This is a genomic window from Clostridium chauvoei, from assembly GCF_002327185.1.
Classification (GTDB): Bacteria; Bacillota; Clostridia; order Clostridiales; family Clostridiaceae; genus Clostridium; species Clostridium chauvoei.
Map to the genome: position 1 here is coordinate 2,803,380 of NZ_CP018624.1, position 21,136 is coordinate 2,824,515.

Annotated in this window: 16 protein-coding genes and 2 pseudogenes; 9 read left to right on the forward strand and 9 right to left on the reverse strand. The window is 28.3% G+C overall.

What is annotated here, in order from left to right:
- Positions 1-251: 251 nt before the first annotated feature.
- Positions 252-1,829, forward strand: coding sequence for a DEAD/DEAH box helicase (locus BTM21_RS13150; RefSeq protein WP_021876819.1), 1,578 nt, complete (start codon positions 252-254; stop codon positions 1,827-1,829).
- Positions 1,830-2,048: 219 nt separating this feature from the next.
- Here BTM21_RS13150 and BTM21_RS13155 read toward each other — a convergent pair whose 3' ends face one another.
- The 3 genes from BTM21_RS13155 to BTM21_RS13165 form a co-directional block, all read right to left on the reverse strand.
- Positions 2,049-2,351 (reverse strand): hypothetical protein, encoded by a 303-nt coding sequence (locus tag BTM21_RS13155; RefSeq protein ID WP_021876820.1) that lies wholly within the window; start codon positions 2,349-2,351, stop codon positions 2,049-2,051.
- Between the two features lie 59 nt (positions 2,352-2,410).
- Positions 2,411-2,839 carry an RrF2 family transcriptional regulator gene (locus tag BTM21_RS13160; protein ID WP_096145461.1) on the reverse strand — a complete coding sequence of 143 codons (429 nt, stop codon included), beginning with the start codon at positions 2,837-2,839 and terminating at the stop codon, positions 2,411-2,413.
- A 113-nt stretch (positions 2,840-2,952) separates the two neighbouring features.
- The gene (locus BTM21_RS13165) at positions 2,953-4,335 is read right to left on the reverse strand and encodes a cation:dicarboxylate symporter family transporter (RefSeq protein ID WP_079481726.1); all 1,383 of its coding nucleotides are present in this window, start codon (positions 4,333-4,335) and stop codon (positions 2,953-2,955) included.
- Positions 4,336-4,596: 261 nt separating this feature from the next.
- Here BTM21_RS13165 and BTM21_RS13170 point away from each other — a divergent pair, with 261 nt between their 5' ends.
- Positions 4,597-5,034, forward strand: a complete 438-nt coding sequence (locus BTM21_RS13170; RefSeq protein WP_021876824.1) for a globin domain-containing protein — start codon at positions 4,597-4,599, stop codon at positions 5,032-5,034.
- A 56-nt stretch (positions 5,035-5,090) separates the two neighbouring features.
- On the opposite strand, the gene BTM21_RS13175 is transcribed toward BTM21_RS13170, so the two are convergent.
- From BTM21_RS13175 to BTM21_RS13185, 3 genes are all read right to left on the reverse strand, one after another.
- On the reverse strand, positions 5,091-5,432 hold the full coding sequence (locus BTM21_RS13175) for a zinc ribbon domain-containing protein YjdM (RefSeq protein ID WP_021876825.1): 342 nt from the start codon (positions 5,430-5,432) through the stop codon (positions 5,091-5,093).
- Positions 5,433-5,593: 161 nt separating this feature from the next.
- Complete coding sequence (locus tag BTM21_RS13180; protein WP_021876826.1) at positions 5,594-7,771, reverse strand: MSCRAMM family protein; 2,178 nt, start codon at positions 7,769-7,771, stop codon at positions 5,594-5,596.
- Between the two features lie 220 nt (positions 7,772-7,991).
- The gene (locus BTM21_RS13185; protein WP_021876827.1) at positions 7,992-8,795 is read right to left on the reverse strand and encodes a MerR family DNA-binding transcriptional regulator; all 804 of its coding nucleotides are present in this window, start codon (positions 8,793-8,795) and stop codon (positions 7,992-7,994) included.
- A 132-nt stretch (positions 8,796-8,927) separates the two neighbouring features.
- On the opposite strand from BTM21_RS13185, the gene BTM21_RS13190 reads away from it, so the two are divergent.
- Positions 8,928-9,560, forward strand: a complete 633-nt coding sequence (locus BTM21_RS13190; RefSeq protein WP_079481727.1) for a GNAT family N-acetyltransferase — start codon at positions 8,928-8,930, stop codon at positions 9,558-9,560.
- A gap of 40 nt (positions 9,561-9,600) precedes the next feature.
- Here the strand turns inward: BTM21_RS13190 and BTM21_RS13195 are convergent.
- Together BTM21_RS13195 and sstT are read right to left on the reverse strand one after the other, a co-directional pair.
- A pseudogene (locus BTM21_RS13195) lies at positions 9,601-10,775 on the reverse strand (redoxin family protein).
- Positions 10,776-10,950: 175 nt separating this feature from the next.
- On the reverse strand, positions 10,951-12,183 hold the full coding sequence (sstT, locus tag BTM21_RS13200; RefSeq protein ID WP_021876830.1) for a serine/threonine transporter SstT: 1,233 nt from the start codon (positions 12,181-12,183) through the stop codon (positions 10,951-10,953).
- 685 nt (positions 12,184-12,868) lie between these two features.
- On the opposite strand from sstT, the gene BTM21_RS13205 reads away from it, so the two are divergent.
- The 6 genes from BTM21_RS13205 (at position 12,869) to BTM21_RS13230 (ending at position 20,365) form a co-directional block, all read left to right on the forward strand.
- Complete coding sequence (locus BTM21_RS13205) at positions 12,869-14,170, forward strand: DUF4317 domain-containing protein (protein WP_079481728.1); 1,302 nt, start codon at positions 12,869-12,871, stop codon at positions 14,168-14,170.
- Between the two features lie 107 nt (positions 14,171-14,277).
- A complete protein-coding gene (locus BTM21_RS13210) occupies positions 14,278-15,540 on the forward strand; it encodes a metal-dependent hydrolase family protein (protein WP_021876833.1) in 1,263 nt (420 codons plus the stop codon).
- A 169-nt stretch (positions 15,541-15,709) separates the two neighbouring features.
- Positions 15,710-16,741, forward strand: coding sequence for an anaerobic sulfite reductase subunit AsrA (gene asrA, locus BTM21_RS13215; protein WP_021876834.1), 1,032 nt, complete (start codon positions 15,710-15,712; stop codon positions 16,739-16,741).
- Between the two features lies 1 nt (position 16,742).
- Complete coding sequence (gene asrB, locus BTM21_RS13220; RefSeq protein WP_021876835.1) at positions 16,743-17,537, forward strand: anaerobic sulfite reductase subunit AsrB; 795 nt, start codon at positions 16,743-16,745, stop codon at positions 17,535-17,537.
- A 12-nt stretch (positions 17,538-17,549) separates the two neighbouring features.
- The gene (gene asrC / locus BTM21_RS13225) at positions 17,550-18,596 is read left to right on the forward strand and encodes a sulfite reductase subunit C (protein WP_079481730.1); all 1,047 of its coding nucleotides are present in this window, start codon (positions 17,550-17,552) and stop codon (positions 18,594-18,596) included.
- 140 nt (positions 18,597-18,736) lie between these two features.
- Positions 18,737-20,365 (forward strand): IS1182 family transposase, encoded by a 1,629-nt coding sequence (locus tag BTM21_RS13230; RefSeq protein ID WP_079481823.1) that lies wholly within the window; start codon positions 18,737-18,739, stop codon positions 20,363-20,365.
- Between the two features lie 167 nt (positions 20,366-20,532).
- Here the strand turns inward: BTM21_RS13230 and BTM21_RS14035 are convergent.
- Positions 20,533-20,730, reverse strand: a pseudogene (locus tag BTM21_RS14035) (Fic family protein); the annotation flags it as partial.
- Positions 20,731-21,136 lie beyond the last annotated feature (406 nt).

A 21,136-nucleotide genomic window follows, 5' to 3' on the forward strand; every position in this document is an offset into this window, starting at 1 on the left:
ATTTTGTTAATACTATAAATATATTATTTACGTATTATTTACGCTCTTAAAACGCTTTCATTGGTTATATATATAAAAAACTTTACTTTTATACAAAATAACTTTAATTTGTTAATAAATAATACGAGCATATTTCATCATTATAGTGTATACTAAGAAAGTTGATATTAAAATCAATAGATATTTTGGAAATAAATCTACTTAGAATTAAGTATAAATTATTTTTATTAAAAAAAGAAAGAGGATTTTGAATGAAAGAAATTAATTTTAGTGACTTAGGGCTTAAAGATACCCTTTTAAAATCTATTAATGAATTAGGTTTTGAAAAACCATCTCAAATACAATCACAAGCTATTCCTGTAGCAATAGAAGGTAATGATCTTATAGGTCAAGCTCAAACTGGTACTGGTAAGACAGCTGCATTTGGTTGTGGAATAATTAATAGTATTGACTGTAAAGAAGGACTTAGTGCTATAATTCTTGCTCCAACAAGAGAATTAGCAATTCAAGTTAATGACGAACTTACAAGATTATCAAAATATGATCATTTAAATATTTTACCTATTTATGGTGGAGAACCTATAAATCATCAAATAAGAGCACTTAAGAGAAATGTTAATATTGTTGTTGGTACTCCTGGTAGAATCTTAGACCATATTAAAAGAAAAACACTTTCTCTATCAAAAGTTAAGTTTTTAGTTTTAGATGAAGCAGATGAAATGTTAAACATGGGCTTTATAGATGATTTAGAAGATATAATAAAGGAACTTCCAGAGGACAGACAAACTTTATTATTCTCTGCTACAATGCCTCCACAAATTAAAAGATTAGCTAAGCGTTATATGAAGGCTGATGCTAAACATATAGCTATTGAAAAGTCAGCTATGACAGTTTCAAAAATAAAGCAACACTTCTTTGAAATAGCTCCAAAAACAAGATTTGAAGCGCTTTGTAGAATACTTGATTTCGATAATCCAAATTCTGCTATAATATTCTGTAGAACAAAAAAAGGCGTAGATGAATTAGTTGAAGGTATGCAATCAAGAGGATATGTTGTTGAAGGTATGCACGGAGATATGTCACAAGCTCACAGATTAAGAACTTTAAGAAAATTTAAAGATGGTTCATTAAACTTCTTAATAGCTACAGATGTTGCTGCTAGAGGTATAGACGTTGAAGGTGTTACTCACGTTATAAACTATGATTTACCACAAGACGTTGAAAGTTATGTTCATAGAATAGGTAGAACTGGTAGAGCTAATAGAGAAGGTACTGCTTACTCATTAATATCACCAAAAGAATTTTCAATGTTAAAGCAAATAAAATCAGTTACTAAGGGTACTATTACTAAAAAATCAGTTCCTACAGTAGATGAAATCTTCTCAAATAAATCACAAACAATGATTGATGATGTTGATGCTACATTAAAGAAAGCTGATTTTGATAAATTTATACCAGTTGCTGTTGAATTAAACAAGAAATATGATTCAGTAGAAATAATCGCTGCACTTATAAAGAGTAAGTTTAATGATGATTTATTATCTACTTATACATCAAATATTTTAGAAGCTCCAAAGAGTGAAGATGTTCGTTTATTCTTCTCAGTTGGTAGAAGAGATGGTATAAATCCAAAATCTTTAGTTAACTTTATAAAGGATTCAGCTAGAATAAAAGCTTCTTCTATAGGTGATATAGACATATTAGAAAACTTTGCTTTTGTTAATGTTTCTCCTGATGTTAAAGATAAGGTTATGGACAAATGTATTGGACTTAAACTAAACAAGAGAAAAATAAACATAGAAGTTGCTAACAAAAAGAAAAGAAGATAATAAATTTTGTTATGGTAAAGGTGACTACGTCAGATAACGGCACAATGTGCATGGAAAGGACTTTTTAATTAATAGTCCTTCGGCAGATAGATTTGCTTAGGCATATATCACCTGCGGTGGAGAATTTGAGGTTAATTACTCAAAATATTTAAGGGAATTATAAATTGATTTATAATTTCCTTTTTTATATGAAAAAGAATAGGAAATTTTCCTATTCTTTTATTTACACTTCTTCTTAATTCCATCATATAAATATTGTAGATAATCTATATTTATATTCTCTCTTTTTAATAACTTAATTCTATCCTCTGCTCTTTTAATAGATTCTCTTGCTTCTTCAAAATCCTTATGATTTATACAATTGCTAGTGTATTGTAATAAATAATCAACCTTTAAAACAATTTCAGCTAAATCTTCTCTATCATTATTCATAAGCTCTACTAATACTGAATATATCTTAGGAGAAGTTGTTCTTTTTACGCTGTTTAATAAATCATTATTTTTACTTGTCTTTTTAGGCATATTCCTTCACCTCTCTTTATTAATTTAACTAAATTCAAATAAAATATACTTATTTAAATTTAGATATAATACATTATATTTACTGTACTTTCTTTATACTTACTAGATAATTCCTCTAAAGTTATTGAGTTAAAATATTCTTTTATCTTTTGATTTGCTATCTCCCAAAGATTTTCACAAATAAATTTTTCTATTTGATTATCAGTTTTTTCTATGTTTATTAAATCAGAATCTCCTTCTAAAATTCTTATAATATCTCCAATAGTCAATTTATTGGCTCCATCTGCTAAAAAGTAACCTCCTTGAGGTCCTTTTTTTGCTTTTATTACTCCACCTTTTCTTAATAAAGAAAAAATCTGTTCTAAATATCTCTCTGATATATCTTGTCTCTCAGAAATGCTTTTTAATGTTACTATTTCTGAAGATGAATATATAGATATATCTATTAACGCTCTTAAACCATATTTACCTTTTGTTGATATTTTCATTTAATCACCATTCCTACTACCTCTTATATTATCTTCAATTATATTTATTCAACTTTTAAAAATCAAGAAAAATAGCCCCTTAACCAAATTTAGTTATAGGGCTATTTTTTTATTTACTTTGTTTTATTAAAAATATCTTTATCAATTTCATTAAAGCTATTTGCAACGGTAACTGATGTTACCATAGAACCATTTACATTAAGCATTGTACGCCCCATATCTAAAATTGGATCTATCGCAAGAATTCCTCCTACAAGTGGGAAGTAACTTCCCATACCCATACCTGATATTACTACAGACACAGCCATAGTTGCTGTACCTGGTAATCCTGCAATACCTAAAGATCCTATAGCAATAATCACTACTAGCATTGCATAAAAACTGAAATCCATTGGTGTTCCTGATATATTTGCTATTGTAACTGCCATTAACGCTGGATATATAGCTGCACATCCATTCATTCCAGCATTTGCCCCTAAACTACCAACAAAACTTGCAATCCCATTTTCTAAGCCTACCTTTTCTGTTAGTGTTTCTATAGTAACTGGTAAAGTTCCAAGACTTGACCTTGATGTAAAAGCTAATATTAAAGGTTCAGAAACATTTTTTACATATTTAATAGGATTTAATCCATTTAAAGCAATAATAATTAAATGAATTAAAAACATAATTATTATACTTACATATAAAGCAATAATGAAATTAAGTACACTTATTATAGATGATAATCCTCTACCTGCAATAGTGTTTGCTAGTAAAGCTACTACTCCATAAGGCATAAATCTAATTACTGTTATAGCAACCTTTGTTATAACTTTATATCCAGCTTCTACTAAGTCTATTGCTGGTTTAATTTCTTTATAGAAATCCTTACTTAATAATTGCATTGCAAACCCTATAAATCCAGCAAATACAACAACTGCTACAACATTTCCATCAGCCATTGCTTTTATTGGATTTGATGGAAGAAGACCTCTTAAAGTATCTATTATAGATTTAACTTCTTTTATCTCCGTATTTGCTAATTGTGTTGCTTCTAAGCCTACCCCAAGATTAAATAAATTACCTATAATGATTCCAACTATAGCTGCTATTGTTGTTGTTGCAAGTAAAGTTAATATAGATCTAATAGTAAGTTTACCTAAGTCTTCTCCACGCTTCATATTTATAATAACTCTTATTATTGAAATAAATACTAACGGTATAACTAACATTTTTAATAAATCCATAAATCCATTACCAAATAAACTATACCACCTTATTACTTCATCTATCCATTGAATATCAGTTGGATTGTCTGGAAATCCTGCTAAAAATTGAACTAAAGTTCCAAGCCCTAGTCCTAAAACGGTTGCTAAAATCATGCGAGTTGAAAATTGAGAATTTTTCTTTTCAACTTTTCTAATTATAAAAAATACAGCTATTAATAAAATCATAAATAGTATTGTTTTAATATCTGTAATCATAAGAAATTCAGAAAAAAATGTACTATCCATCATACTCCTCCTTAATCACACTTATCCTATCGGTTTAATATGTTATTATGTTAAAGGTTTTTTAGTTATATGTCAATATTAATAATGTTTGTTTATTAATATTTATTTATCCATCCATATTTTCTGATTAACTTTAACAATTAAAGTAATACTAATTTTCATTTAATGTATATTTTAGTTGCACATTTAAATAAAAGATGTTATATTATCTTCATAAATAATAATTATTAAACAATACTATGTGTTAAAAGGAGATTCATTATGTTAGATACAAAAACAATAGATATAATTAAAAGTACTGTTCCTTCATTAAAGGCTCACGGTTTAGAAATCACACAAACCTTCTATAAAACTATGTTTGAAAATAATCCTGAAGTTAAGACTCTATTTAATATGGATAGACAAAATTCTGGTGAGCAACCTAAAGCTTTAGCTATGACAATATTAGCAGCAGCTCAAAATATAGATAATTTAGAAGCTCTTATCCCAGCTGTAAGAAAAATAGGTGAAAAGCACTGTGATAAATTAATAAAGGCTGAACATTATCCAATTGTTGGTTCTAATCTTTTGATATCAATAAAAAAAGTTTTAGGGGATGCTGCAACTGATGAGGTTATTAACGCTTGGGGAAAAGCATATGAAGTTATAGCAGAGGTTTTTATAAAGATTGAAAAAGAAATCTACGAATCTAGGAAATAAATAATTTAGGAGCATTATAAAAAATAATGCTCCTAAATATATTTTTATGTATAATATTATAACTTTTTAACAAATTCTGATTTTAATTGCATAGCTCCAAATCCATCAATTTTACAGTCAATGTTATGGTCTCCCTCAATTAAACGTATATTTTTTACTTTTGTACCTTTCTTTAAAGGTGATGGACTTCCCTTTACTTTAAGATCTTTTATTATTGTTACAGAATCACCATCATTTAATATATTTCCATTTGAATCTTTAACAATAAGTTCGTCTTCATTATTTTGACTTTCAGATTCTAAAGTCCATTCGTAAGCACATTCAGGACAAACAAAAAGATTTCCATCTTCATATGTATATTCTGAATTACATTTTGGGCAATTTGGTAAATTACTCATTAATTAAATTCCTCCATTCGTTAAGGCTTTACTTATAGGGTTATATAATATCATAGTCTTCTCTTATTGACAAATCTTTATCCTAGTGTTTACTAAATACATATTACTTACTAAAGAGATATGGTTAATTTAAAACTACCATATCTCAAATAATCTAAATACTATTTTTCATTACCATAAGTCAACTCAAAACTATCATTACTACTAGATTCAACATATCCTGTAGGAGACTTTATCTCTACTAATTTATATTTCCCTTCCGGTAACATAATTTGCGCTTCCCCATTTTCTCCAGTTATAACTGTAGTAATTAATTTATTGGGTGTTGAATCTGTATTGTATACTTGGTATTCAGCCCCTGATAATGCTTTATTAGGATTATTTTTATCTACTTTTTTTATATCTATTGGGTAATCAATAGACTGATTTTCTACATTTCCTATATTTATAGTTTCTCCAATATCATTTGCAGTTATTGTTATTTGAACTTTGTTATTCTCTAAAACATAACCTTTAGGTGCTGTTACTTCTTGAAGATAATATACTCCTGGTGAATTTATTGCTGAAGTAATAATCCCACTTGAATTACTAGTTAATTGAGTTATAACTTTATTATTACTATCTAATAAATTAAATATCGCTCCTTCTATATAGTAATTTGGATTTGTGCTATCTACTTTAGTCGCAGTAAAGGCATATCCCTTTTTAGTTTGAACAGTATTACTTATAGATTTATTTATTTTAGCTGTATTATCTATGGTTGTTCCATCTGGTACTCCACTAAAATCAGTAACTATTGTAACATTAAACTTTTGTCCATATAATATTTTTCCCGCACTATTTGAAAAGGTAACTACATTGTTATTGATTGTATAGGTGAAGTTATCTGGAGCTTGAACAAATAATATTTTAACATCTTTATTAATTTCTTCAGTTGCTGTTATATAATTCTCATCAAAATACCCATAACTTTGAAAGTCTATTGAATACTTAACTATTTGACTACTAGTATTTGTTAAAGTTTCTGGAGTTACAGTTTTATAAGCATTTATAGCACCTGAATTAGATTTAAAGCTTATAATGTCATTAGTAGTATATTCTTCTTTATCATGGGTTATTGTGACTTGATTTATATACTCTAAACTTGGGCCAGTAACCTTTATATCATATATTATTTCATAATGGTTGCTTATATCCCCTAAATTAAAAGTTAATTCATGATCTCCTACAGTTAAAATATTTTCACTTGATATCCATATTACTTGTCCATAACTATTATATTTAGCTATATTAACCGTTCCAACTAAATAAGTCATATCACTTGGAAATACATCCGTTACAACTACATCTTGCATTTTAGCTCCATTAGGATTTACATTTATAAAATACTCAATATATTCACCAATATCACCTACTGTAGATTCATTATGACCTTTGGTAATAGCAGGTCCATTATATTTGGTAACGTCAACTCTAGCTGAACTTGTTAAAGTTCCATTATTATCAGTTAACGTAGCCGTATTTATATAGCTTGGGTCTTCTTTATATATTAAAGCTTCATAGCGTATAATATATTTAGCATTTATATTCCCAAGTGATATTTTAAGAGATGTGCTTGTTTGAATAATGCTTCCACTCTTGCTTAAAGTATCTGTTACATTTTGTTGTTCTTGCCCTTTAATGGTTTCAAAAACAACTACTGAATTAGGCGTAATCTCCATTCCCTCAGGAAGCTGATCATTTATAACTACATTTTCTAAATTTTCATAATCTCCATTTACAAATATAGAATAGCTAAATCCTTTATTAATAACTGGTTCTGATACTGTTTGAACTGGTGTTATTCCTGGTGGAACTATTTCATTTCCAAAAGTCTTTAAAAATTTAACTCCGTCTCCAATAGGAACTACGGGAGCTGGCTTTGGTGCTGGCTCTACATCTATATTTAAATATTTTACTTGTCCATCAATACTATATGAGATTTGTTCGTTAGTTTCTTTGTCTACATCTTTAGGAATTGCTGATATTGTCATATAACTACCTAAGGCAGTCTCTGCTCCTATACCAAAAATAGCTGTTACAGTTGTTCCATTTACTTTTACACTTTCAAAATGTTGCTTTGGATAATTAATTTGTATTCCTGAAAAAATACTTGGCAATTGGAATATTATTGTTTCTCCAGGTTTTATGCTTCCTGGTCCATCCTCTGCATAATATTGCAAAGTAAAAGTTACTTCTTCACCAGCTGTAACTTGTACTTTATTAGTAGTTACATTTACATAAACATTGGTTGCAGTTCCACTAACAAAATTATTTGAAGAATTCTCTCCATTTATCATAAGTTGCTCATTCCTTTTAATTTATCATTAGTTATACCCACAAGTTTTAGTGTGGATATTATCATATTATGCACACTATTTAATTTGTGATTTTAGTATTATGGATGCTATTTTATATATAAATAAAAAAAAGTATAATTTTTAGGTTTTATATCTAAAAATCACACCTTTTTAACTTTATTTTTCAAAACTACATTTGATTATTATATAAATAATTAAATTATAAATGTTCTATAAGCATTTGAATCTGACAACTATATGACTCTGTATTAAAAATATCATTAAATAATTCTACCTCAATAAAATTATTAATTTTTAAGTTGTTTTCTTTTACATAATTAATTATTTTATCTATTCTTTCCTCTTCATTTTCTTTACTATATACTAAAGTTAAATATCTCCCCTTAGGTAGGATTTTCACATTATCTTCAACTTTTATATCTACATCATCCTTAAATGTATTAAATACATACTTCGGTTCTAAATTCCAATCTAAAGTAACATCATATATTATTCCCTTTTCCATTGCCATTTTGTCTCTCTTATCATTAATAACCTTATCTAAATTCGAATAGTACACTAATTCTTTTAAGCTTCCTGATTCTTTACATGGAGCTACAATTATATAACGTTGTTCAAAAGATTTTATATATATATCAGTGTTACTTAAAATACTTTTTGAATACTCAACATTCATCTTTAATGTATCAATATTTTTTATTATTTCCTTCATTTTGGTTATATTTTCTTCAGCTTCTGATTTTCTAACTTCTAGAAATTTTAATAATTCATCAGTATCGCAGGTTTTAAAAATATCTTGTAATTCTACTATACTAGTTCCTAATGCTCTACATCCTTTTATAATGTCTATATAAACAAATTGATCTATAGAATAATATCTATATCCTGTTTCATCATCAATATATCTTGGAACAAGAATTCCTACTTTATGATAATATCTTAAAGTTTTTATTGTAATATCTTTGATTTTAGAAATTTCTCCAATAGAAAATAGATTTTTCATTATAAATACACCTCTTATTTATTTAAAGTTACGCTTGACTCTCCTCTTACTGTACACTCTATTATAATTATAAGCTATTTGGAAATAAGTACAAATTAATTTTATATATAACATAAAAAGGTGGTTAATAATATGAGTAAAGTAATTTATAGAGATTTAGAAAAAAGGGATTATGATCGTGTTAAAGAGCTAATTGGAGATGCCTTTGGATTTAACGAATTTATTAAAGATAAAAAATTTTTGAATCTAGTTTTAAATGTTTATTTACAAGACTGTATTTCAGTAAGTACATTTAGTAAGGTTGCAGAAAAAAATAATAAGGTTATTGGAATTATTCTAGGTGATGCTAATAAAGATAAACATAAACTAAGAAAATTTCATAACATTACAAGTCTTGCATCTACATTCTTTAAACTATTAATTTCTAACAGTGAAAATAAAAAGTCTCTTAAGGAGTTTTCAAAAATTACTGATACCTATAAGGAAATTATAAAAGGTAAGAAAGATAACTTCCAAGGCTGCATACAGCTGTTTATTGTTTCTAAAGAATCTAGAGGTCTTGGCGTTGGTAAGTCTCTAGTAGGTTATTTATTTAATTATATGCATAAGATGGATGTAAAATCTCTATATCTATATACAGATACTAGATGTAACTATGGATTCTATGAAAATCAAAACTTTAAGCGATTAAAAGAAAAGGAAATTCATTTTGATTCTATCAATGAAAATCTTAATGTTTTCCTATATGGATATACCCTTAACTAAAACAAGCTAATGGTACTTTTTAGTATCATTAGCTTGTTTTTTATCTCTCACTTTCGATTAAAGTTTTCATGGTCTCTTTACTCATTCCACCAGGTATATATCTACTTATATATCCCTCCTTATTTATAATAAATGTTGAAGGGAATGCACTTATACCATATCCATAAACTTGAGTTGCATTATTATCAAATACTACAGGGAATGTGTATCTATTTTTATCTAAAAACTCTTTTATGCTTTCTTCAGAACCTTCTCTCCCAATATTAGGTGTTGCTACTCCAAGAATAACTATATCATCTTGATTTTTATTATACTCTTCATATAACTCATTTATATATGGCATTTCCTCTCTACATGGAGGACACCATGTTCCCCAAAAATTTAAGAATATAGTTTTACCTTTATAATCTCCTAGTTTATGCTCATTTCCATATTGATCATATAAAGTAAAGTCTATTGGCTCTATTTTTTCTTTTTCTTGTTCTATATTATTTATACTTTGCTTTTGATTTTCATTTTTTATATTTATTTCTTTATTTATATTCATAGTTCCATTTATAAGCATAATAAGTCCAGCTATCATTATAAAAATACCACTTATCTTTTTAATCTCATTCATATATTTTTTCATTTTATCAAATTTTCTAAATAGCTTACTATAAAATAATGATGTTATTATAAATGGTAATATAAAGCCTATTGTATAAACTAGTATTAACAGATTAGATGTTATAATATTTTCTGAACTTGATGCCATAACAAGTACCGATGCTAATATAGGCCCAATGCATGGTGTCCATCCAAAACTAAAGGTAAACCCTAATATAAATGCTGATAATGGAGTCATGGTTTTATATTTAACATTAAATCTTTTTTCTCTACTTAAAAGATTTGATTTTATTATCCCAAGGTAGAATAATCCCATAATCAATACTATAATTCCACCTATAATCATTATAAGCTTTTTATTAGTGTTAAAAAATGAACTTAATGCACTTATTGATGATCCTAATATAAAAAATGTAGTAGAAATACCTAGGGTGAACATTATAGTATTTTTATTAACGTACCATTTTTAAAATTAGAATCTCTTATTTCATCTATATCACTATTTGATAACATACTTAAATATATAGGTAGTATTGGTAATATACATGGTGAGAAAATTGATAAGATACCTTCTATAAAAACAATAAAAAAATTAATATTTTCCACTCTAATCCTCCTTTTAATATAGATTCCTATTTAATAATCTTTCTTAATATATCATACATTAAAGCATTTCATTTCTCAATTAGTCACTTTTTGTTACTCCTAAAAATAAAAAGGAGAACCCTATCTTATTACTAGGTTCTCCTTAATTGCTTAGATATATTAAAAATTACTATTTTTAGTTTGCTAACATCTTCTTATTTTTTTCTTTACGTGCTTTTGCAAATTCTGCTATTGCAGTATAAAGTACATCTGTTGATGAGTTAAGTGCAGTTTCACAAGAATCTTGTATAACTCCAATTACAAATCCAACACCAACTACTTGCATAGCAATATCATTTGGAATTCCAAATAAACTACAAGCAAGTGGTACTAATAATATTGATCCTCCTGCTACTCCTGAAGTTCCACATGCACTTACAGCTGATAATAAAGTAAGTATTATAGTTGTTCCTAAATCTACATTTATACCAAGAGTATGAGTTGCAGCAAGTGCTAATACTGATATAGTTATAGCAGCGCCTCCCATATTTATAGTTGATCCAAGTGGTATTGAAATTGAATATGTATCTTCATTTAATCCTAATTCTTTACATAATGCCATATTTACTGGTATATTCGCAGCTGAACTACGAGTAAAGAATGCTGTAATTCCACTATCTCTTAAACATTTAATAACAAGTGGATATGGATTTTTACGTATTGCTATAAAAGTTATTATTGGATTTATTATTAAAGCATAAAATGCCATACATCCAACTAATACTAATATTAATTGTCCATATTTAACTAATGATTCTATCCCTTGTTTTGATATACTTTCATATACAAGTCCCATTATTCCAAATGGAGCTAAATTAATTATCCATCTTACTACTTCTGACATAGCATCAGAAATGTTTAATATAATATCCTTAGATCCTTCACTAGCATTTTTGAAAGCAAGACCTAAAATTATTGCCCAAAATAATATTCCAATATAGTTCGCGCTAGAAAGTGCATGAACCGGATTATCAACTATACTCATTAATAAGTTATGTAGTACTTCTCCTACTCCACTTGGTGGTGTTAAATTTTCTACACTTGAAGTAAATACTAAGTTAACTGGAAATAAGAAGCTACCAATAACTCCAATTACTCCTGCTGAAAGTGTTCCTAGAAGGTATAATCCTATAATTGATTTCATATTTGTCTTTTTACCTTCTTTATACTGACATAACGCTGCCATTACTAGGAAAAACACTAGTACTGGAGCTATAGCTTTTAATGCACCAACAAATAATGATCCAAGTATTGATAGTGGTGCTCCTATCTTCGGAACTGTTAAAGCAATTATTATTCCTACTATTAGACCTAATATGATTCTTTTAACTAAACTAATATGATTCCATGTGTCTATTATCCTCTTCATTTTATCCCCCTATTTATAATTTGATTAAAAATATAACAAAATAATATCACAATATAGATTTTTATACAATATTAATAATATCTTAATATTTATCATAATATTTAATTTACTATTTATACGTAAAAAAGTATTAATTTTAGCACCCTATATGCATAAATCTCCATCATTTTTCTTCTGTATTTGCAATATAAATTTCAAATTTCTTAATTTAATCCTGCAATGATATTTTCTATATCTTTCATTTATTAATTATAATACTTATCTAATTTTATCTTCCTATTTAAAAGGGTAATCCAAAAATACAAAATCTAATAGCATCTATCACACCCTGAGCAACCATTACTAAGGCTATACTCTCTTTCTTTATAAGATTGCTAAAAGTAAGGCAAATATAAAACATAAATTATTATTAATATAACTCCTGAAATAATTCCATCATGCATAAAAGTATTAGGAGCATGTATTATAAAAATATAAATTAATTACTAAAATATATATTTTTTAGCTTTTTGAAGTAAATAAACGACATAATAATTGCTAATATCCCCACAAAAGGAACTAATATCCACAACTCTACTGCATGTCTAGGTTATAAAATCCTCACTTAAAATCTTTAATTAGCTAAAGAAAAATACTATACTTAATATTGATACCAATAAAAAGTATTAGATTGTGGGGTTTATATATGAGAAAAAAAGATATACTTGAATTAAAAAGACGTTTTAAAAAAGATCATTGCACCTTCACTAAAATGTGTGGTTGCTATGTTAATGGAGAAAAACATGTTATTTTAAAATTCAGAGAAACATTTCTAAATTTAGATGAAGATGAATACTTTAAATATTTAGAGATTGCTAAAAAAGTCTTATCTGGAACTATTGGAAATAATATTTTAGAGTTGAATTTTCCACTTAATGAAGAGCTTATAAATGAAAAACAAGTTTCTCTTATGCAACTTAAAAATAGTCAATTAAAAGATGATGCTCTTCTTGATAATTTCTATGATTCTATTATAGATAATTATGATTATACAGGTAACTTTATAATACTTATTTTCCATGATGCTTACGATGTCATCACTAAGACTTCTGATAATGCAAAAATAGATGAATCAGAAGAAGTTTATGAATATGTTCTATGTGCATTATGTCCTGTCTCTCTTTCTAGTCCAGGACTTAGATATTTTGAAGAGGAAAATAAAATAAAAGCACGTATTAGAGATTGGGTAGTTGAAGCTCCAACTAATGGTTTTGTATTCCCAGCTTTTATTGACCGTAGCTCAGATGTTAATTCTATTATGTATTACACGAAAAATGCTAAAGATACACATCCTGAATTAATGGAATACGCTTTAGGTTGCTCTTCAAAACAAACTGCTACTATACAAAAAGAAACATTCCAATCAATTATTAAAGATTCCTTTAGTGCTGATGAGAAAAAAGCAGATAAAATCTTTATGGATGTGCAAGAAAATCTTAATTCTATGATAGAAGAATATAATGCTATATATGAAGATACTACAGAGGCTGAACCAATAATATTGTCAAAAAATGATATACAAAGCCTTTTAATAGATAGTGGAATTCCTGAAGAAATTACTACTAAAATCGAAAAATCTTATACCGAAAACTTTGGTGAAGATCTTCCTTTAGTAGAACATTTAATTGATCCAAAAGCACTTAAAGCAAATGAGCAAAGAAAAAAAGAAGAGCATTTAATAAAACAAGTGGAAGTACTTCAAAATAGACTTGAAGAAGTAAAAAAAGAAGCTGTTATAGATAATGAATCTACTAATGATTTAGAAGAAGCTAGTGATACAGCTATTGAAGATACTGAAGCTACTTCTAATTTTGATGTTGTACTTCAAGTGAAACCTGAAAAAGTACCTCAAATAAAATCTCAAATAATTGATGGGCAAAAATGTATAGTTATCCCTATCGCTGAAAATGAGCAAACTAAAGTTAATGGAGTAGATAATTTAATTTAAATATTAAATCCCCATTTCTGACAAATATTTTAATAATTCTGTAATATAATGTATTAGTATTTATAAATTATTTTAAATAGAATTTAAAATATTAGGGGGAAGTTATAATGGATAAAATTGCTTTTATAGGTGGTTTACTTATTGATGGTACTGGAAAAGAGCCTATTAAAAACTCTGTAGTATTAGTAATTGATAAAAAAATTGAATATGCTGGCCCTAAAAAAGAGATTTCAGGAGATTTTAGAATAGTTGATATATCAGGAAAAACAATTATGCCTGGTCTTATAGATAGCCACTTACATTTCTCTGGGAACCTTACGGATGATGATAGTGATTGGGTTTTAGAAGATCCTATTCAAAAAACAGTGGTTGCAGTTCAACAGGCTCGCGAATGTCTTGAACACGGATTAACTACCGTTGGTGAAATTTCACGTTCTGGTTTACATATTCGTAATATGATTGAAGCTGGAATTATGCAAGGGCCTCGTATAGTAGGTACTGGCTTAGGCTTTGCTCGTACTTGTGGACACGGAGACTCCCATAGAGTTCCTTTATGGTATAATGAACAAGCACATCCATGGGCTGAACGTGTTGATGGTCCTTGGGAACTTCGTAAAGCTGTTAGAAGAAGATTAAGAGAAAGTCCTGATGCCATAAAAATCTGGTCAACAGGTGGAGGAATATGGAGATGGGATAAAAAACTTGATCAACACTATACTTTTGAAGAAATTCAAGCCGTTGTTGATGAATGTAATATGGTAGGAATCCCTGTATGGTCTCATGCTGAAGGATATGGCGGAGCATTAGATTCAGCTAAAGCTGGCGTTCATTTAATTATTCACGGACAAACACTTAATGATGAATGCTTAGATATAATGTCTGAAAAAAATATTTACTTTTGTCCTACTATCCAATTCCTTAATGAATGGTTTAAGTCATATGCTCCTGAGTATATTCCAGAAGTGCATGATCAATATCCAGGAAATACTGTTTCCGAAAAGGAATTAAATCGTGTTTATGCTAATCTAAAAAAAGCTAAGGGTAAAGGAATTGGATTAACTATTGGTTCAGATTCATTTTGTTCAAGCTTAACACCATATGGAATAACCGCTATTGGAGAAATGTACTCCTTCGTTGAAAAAGCTAATATTTCACCTATGGATACAATAATGGCAGCTACTAAAACAGGGGCTGAAATGCTTAAAGTAGGCGATATTACAGGTACATTAGAAGAAGGGAAATTTGCTGATTTAATAGTTATAAATGGAAATCCATTAGAAAATATTCGTGCAATAGACGTTGAAAACATGGATATTATAATGAAAGAAGGAAGTATTATAAAAAATAATTTTATAAAAAGCACTTTCTAATTTAAATAAAAATAACCTTAGGTATTTAAGATGCCTAAGGTTATTTTTTAAATTACTCCTAATAAGTTTTAACCTATTTATATTATAAGATAATACTATTTTACCTATATTATAAATAGGAGTATGATAAATTTATAACAATTGTTAAAAAGATTTTGGAGGTATTTATATGGGATACAATCTTTCATTTACTGAAGTGAATACTCTATTTGAAGAATTGAAAAAGGATTATAAAATTTATGCTCCTAAGAGATTTGAGAAGCAAGGAAGATACTCAGATACAGATATTATAAGATATGATGAAGTTTCTTCTATTGAAGAAATTGAATTTAAAGAGAAATCTGATTATCCTGCCAAAGAAGTTATAACACCTATTTCCCAAACACTTTACTATTTTACAGAAGATGAATTTAGAGAAAGCTCTATAGGTCATAACAAAAAGATTTTAATTTTTGCTAGACCTTGTGATATAAATGCTCAAAGAAGACAAGATATAATATATCTTAAAAATGGAAATTTTGAAGATACTTTTTATAAAAGAATAAGAGAAAGAGTTAAGTTTATATGTATAGAATGTGTTGATGGATTTGACACTTGCTTCTGTACATCAATGAATAGTAATAAAACTGAAGATTACGCATTAGCTGTAAGAGTTAACGAAGACTCTTTATTGTTTAATGTTAAAGATACTGAATTTGATAATTACTTTACTGGAAAAAATACTGAAGAATTTGAGTTGCAATTTATTGAAAGTAATAAAACTCAAGTTACAATTCCAGAAATTAAAGATAAAGAAACATTAATAAAACTTAAAGAACATCCAATGTGGCAAGAATTCAATAAAAGATGTATTGAATGTGGAAGTTGTACAATAGCTTGTAGTACTTGTTGTTGCTACACTAGTAGAGATGTTGTATATGATCCTGCTGGTAAAATGGGAGAAAGAAAAAGAGTACAAGCTTCTTGTCATATAGATGGATTTGATGAAATGGCTGGTGGTCATAAATTTAGAATTACCAAAGCTGATAAAATGAGATATAAAGTTCTTCATAAAATACATGATTATAAAGAACAATTTGGCGTTGAGCATATGTGTGTTGGATGTGGTAGATGTACTGATAGATGCCCAGAACATATTTCAATTACAGCTACTATCAATAAAGTAAACAAAGCAGTAAATGAAATAATGGAGGGAATGTAATATGTCAACTAATATATTAACACCTAAAGCATATGAAATAATTAGCATTACACATGAAACAAATTTAGAATATACTTTTAGAATTTCTACTGATATAGTTCCTCAACATGGTCAATTTCTACAACTTTCATTACCTAAGATAGGAGAAGCCCCTATTTCTGTTAGTGGATTTGGTACTGGATATATTGATTTTACTATAAGGGCTGTTGGAAAAGTAACTGATGAACTCTTCAATCTTAAACCTGGAGATAAAATATTCTTAAGAGGCTCATATGGAAAAGGATGGCCACTAGAAAAATTTGAAAATAAGAATTTAGTTGTAATAGCTGGTGGTACAGGAGTTGCTCCTGTAAGAAGCCTTATTAATAAATGCTACTTAGATGATAGTTTTGTAAAATCATTACACCTAGTATTAGGCTTTAAAAATGAAAATGGAATACTATTTAAAAACGAATTATCAAAGTGGAAAAATAAATTTGATACAATTTATACCTTAGATAATGGACACAAAGAAGATTGGGAAGAAGGTCTTGTAACTAAGCATTTATCAAAGTTACCTTTAAAATCCTTTGATGATAATTACGAAGTTATTATTGTTGGGCCTCCAATAATGATGCATTTTACAGCTCTTGAACTGTTAAAGCTTGGAGTTCCTGAAGAAAAGATTTGGGTATCTTTTGAAAGAAAAATGTCTTGTGCAGTTGGTAAGTGTGGTCACTGTAGAGTTGATGAAACTTATGTATGCTTAGAAGGTCCAGTATTTAATTATACTAAGGCTAAAAAATTATTAGATTAGGAGGATATTATTATGAATCATGATATAGATATCAAAAAGGTTAGATTAAATTGTTTCAGGCAATCAAAAATTCCTGGAGAATTCATGCTTCAAATGCGTATTCCTGGGGGTACTGTAAATGCTAAATATCTAAACAATGTCCAATATATTGCTGAAACATATGGTAACGGTACTTTTCATATTGGAATGAGACAAACATTTAATATACCAGGTATTAAATATGAAAATATTCCTTCTGTTAATAAATATATAGCTAACTACTTAAAAGAAGTTGAAATAGATGAATGTAATTGTGATATGCAAGTTACTGAAAATGGATATCCTACAATTGGTGCTAGAAATATTATGGCTTGTATAGGGAATTCCCATTGTATAAAGGCTAATGCTAATACTAAAGAGTTAGCCACTAAAATAGAGAATTTAATCTTCCCTTCACATTATCATATTAAGGTTTCTGTTGCTGGTTGTCCGAATGATTGTGCTAAAGCTCATTTTCAAGACTTCGGGATTATCGGTCAAGCTAGAATGATCTATCACCCTGAAAGATGTATAGGTTGTGGCGCTTGCGCTAAAGCTTGTGAACATCACGCTACTAGAGTTTTAAGCTTAAACAGTAATGGAATTATAGATAAAGATCCTTGTTGTTGCGTTGGTTGTGGTGAGTGTGTACTTGCTTGCCCTACTGGAGCTTGGACAAGAAATCCTCAGAAATTCTATAGAGTTCTTATAGGTGGAAGAACAGGAAAACAAACTCCTAGAATGGGTCAAACCTTCTTAAACTTCGTAACTGAAGATGTTGTATTAGGTATGTTTGGAAACTGGCAAAAGTTCTCTGCATGGGCTTTAGATTATAAGCCTGAATACTTACATGGTGGCCATCTAATAGATAGAGCTGGCTATCAAAAATTCAAAGAAATAATATTAGATGGTGTAGAGTTAAATCCAGAAGCATTAGTTGCTGAAAATATTTTCTGGAAAGAAACTGAATATAGATCAAATATAAATGTTAAACCACTATCTAAACATCATACAATTAATTTAAATAGGCCCGTTAAATAACTTTAAAATATTCCTAAAGTTATATTTATTTCCCCATAAAATGGGGCTGTCGCACTAAATAATAGTGCACAGCTCCTTTTTGATGCAAAAAAAATAAATCCTAAACTCAATAGTTTAGGATTTATGGTAAAATGTTTTTTATGCAACTAAAAAATATTTTACAACAAAATTATACTGTAAATCGAAAGTTTTATCAATTAAAACTTCCTTTTGATATAGATTGCATAATTCCAGAAAATGATTCGGTGAGATTACTAAGTCAGTTTGTAGAGGAGACGGATTTAACTGACCTATATTCTACTTATTCTAAAATAAGAGAAAATCAAGTATCGCCAACGAACATGTTAAAGATTGTGCTTTATGGATATATGAATGGTTTCTATTCTTCACGAGATATAGAAACAGCATGTCTTAGAGATATAAATTTTATGTTTTTACTCGAAGGGGCATCTGCTCCGGATCACTCAACATTTGCAAGATTTAGAAGTTTACATTTTGCTCCATGTGCTGAAAAGATATTGGCTGAAATGTCTAATTTTCTTTATGAGATTGGAGAAATATCAGGCAGATCAATATTTATTGATGGTACTAAAATAGAAGCTTATGCAAATAAATATACATTCGTTTGGAAAAAAGCTGTGACAAAAAACATGGCTAAATTATTAACAAAAATAGCCGACCTTGTAAAAGAATGCGAAGAACTTTATGGTATTAAATTGATTTATAAAAATAAAGTTCAAATGAGGCACGTAAAAAAGCTAAAGAAAAGGCTTTATGAATTAAAGAAAATTGAAACTATTGAATTCGTCCACGGATGTGGTAAAAGAAAATCACCACTTCAAAAATCTATAGAGAAGCTTGAAGAGTATCTTTCAAAATTCAAAGAATATAACCAAAAAGTATACACCTGCGGAGAAAGAAATAGTTATTCAAAAACAGATAATGACGCTACTTTTATGAGAATGAAAGAAGATTCTATGAAAAATGGTCAACTTAAACCTGCTTATAATGTACAACACGGTGTTGATGCAGAATATATTTCGTGGCTTACTGTGGGACCACAGCCAACAGATACTACTACATTAATACCCTTTTTAAAAAGTATGGAATGGCATCTAAATTTTAAATATTCAAAAATAGTTGCTGATGCTGGCTATGAAAGTGAAGAGAATTACTCATTTATTGAGGATAATAATCAAATAGCATTTATTAAACCTTCTAATTATGAAATATCAAAGACAAGAAAGTATAAGAATGATATTGGCAGAATAGAAAATATGGATTATGACGCTGAGAATGATTTATTTATTTGCCAGAATGGTAAGACTCTAAAAGTCAATGGTATAAAGTTCAAGAAATCTAAAACAGGATATGAAAGTGAAAAAACAATTTATTCATGTGAGGACTGTAGTAATTGTAGCTTTAAGAGTAAATGTATTAAAGGAAATAATTCTAAAATTCCATTGGGGGAAAGAACTAAGAAACTTGAAACTTCAAAAAAGTTTAATCGTCAAAGAAAAGAAGATTTAGAAAGAATTATTACTGATGAAGGCATCTTACTTAGAATGAATAGAAGTATTCAAGCAGAAGGCTCTTTTGCACAAGTAAAACATGATATGAATTTCAGAAGATTTATGTGTCGTGGTCAAAAGAATGTTTTAGCAGAAAGCATCCTAATTGCTATGGCTCATAATGTTAATAAATTACATAACAAAATACAATCTAACCGAACTGGTAAGCATTTATTTGAGCTAAAAGAAGCTTTATAGTTAAATTTTTTAAGTCTTTTTTATTAGCTTTATTAAAGTGCGTCTATTTTTAAATAGAGTTTATTTATATTATAAAATGTGTAATAAATTTTATAAAAATATAGAAAAGGAGCTATCGCTAGCGGATTTTTTTACCCGCTATGCGACAGCCCCATTGATTTTTATTAAATAACTCCAAGAAAGTATTCAAGCCATATATAAAAATTATTCTTACCATCATGCCATAATATAGATGATTTATTTAGTGCTTCACAATAAGTTTCTTTGCTATCCTCAATTATTTTTTCTAAACTAATAAATCTTCCAACCTCAAAGCCATTTTAATACAAAAGTAAAAGTGTTAATAATCTAGACATTCTCCCATTAAAAGAATATATACTAAAATTAAAACTACTTAATAACACTACTAAGATGAGATATTTTATTAGAAATCAGATTATTAGCTGGAGGAGTCTTTAATTATTGAAAGTACAACCTTATCTATGTGTTCAATAGATGAAAAGGAAAAAGCAGAGGTCTATAAAGAAGTTTGATAAATGGTCAAACAAGCTTTATCTGTCATATTCACCGTTTATAAGTACAGATTATTTCTATTAACCTTTAAATTAAAATTGGCGTAACATGATTACCTCTGAATTTTCTTACCACCAACCCTCCTTTACTTGGCATACCCAAAATTATACCCACTAACTAGGTAGTGTATGGAATGGCCTATGCTGTTTGCTACTCTAACACAAATTATGGCTATCATGTTATGATATATTATGACAA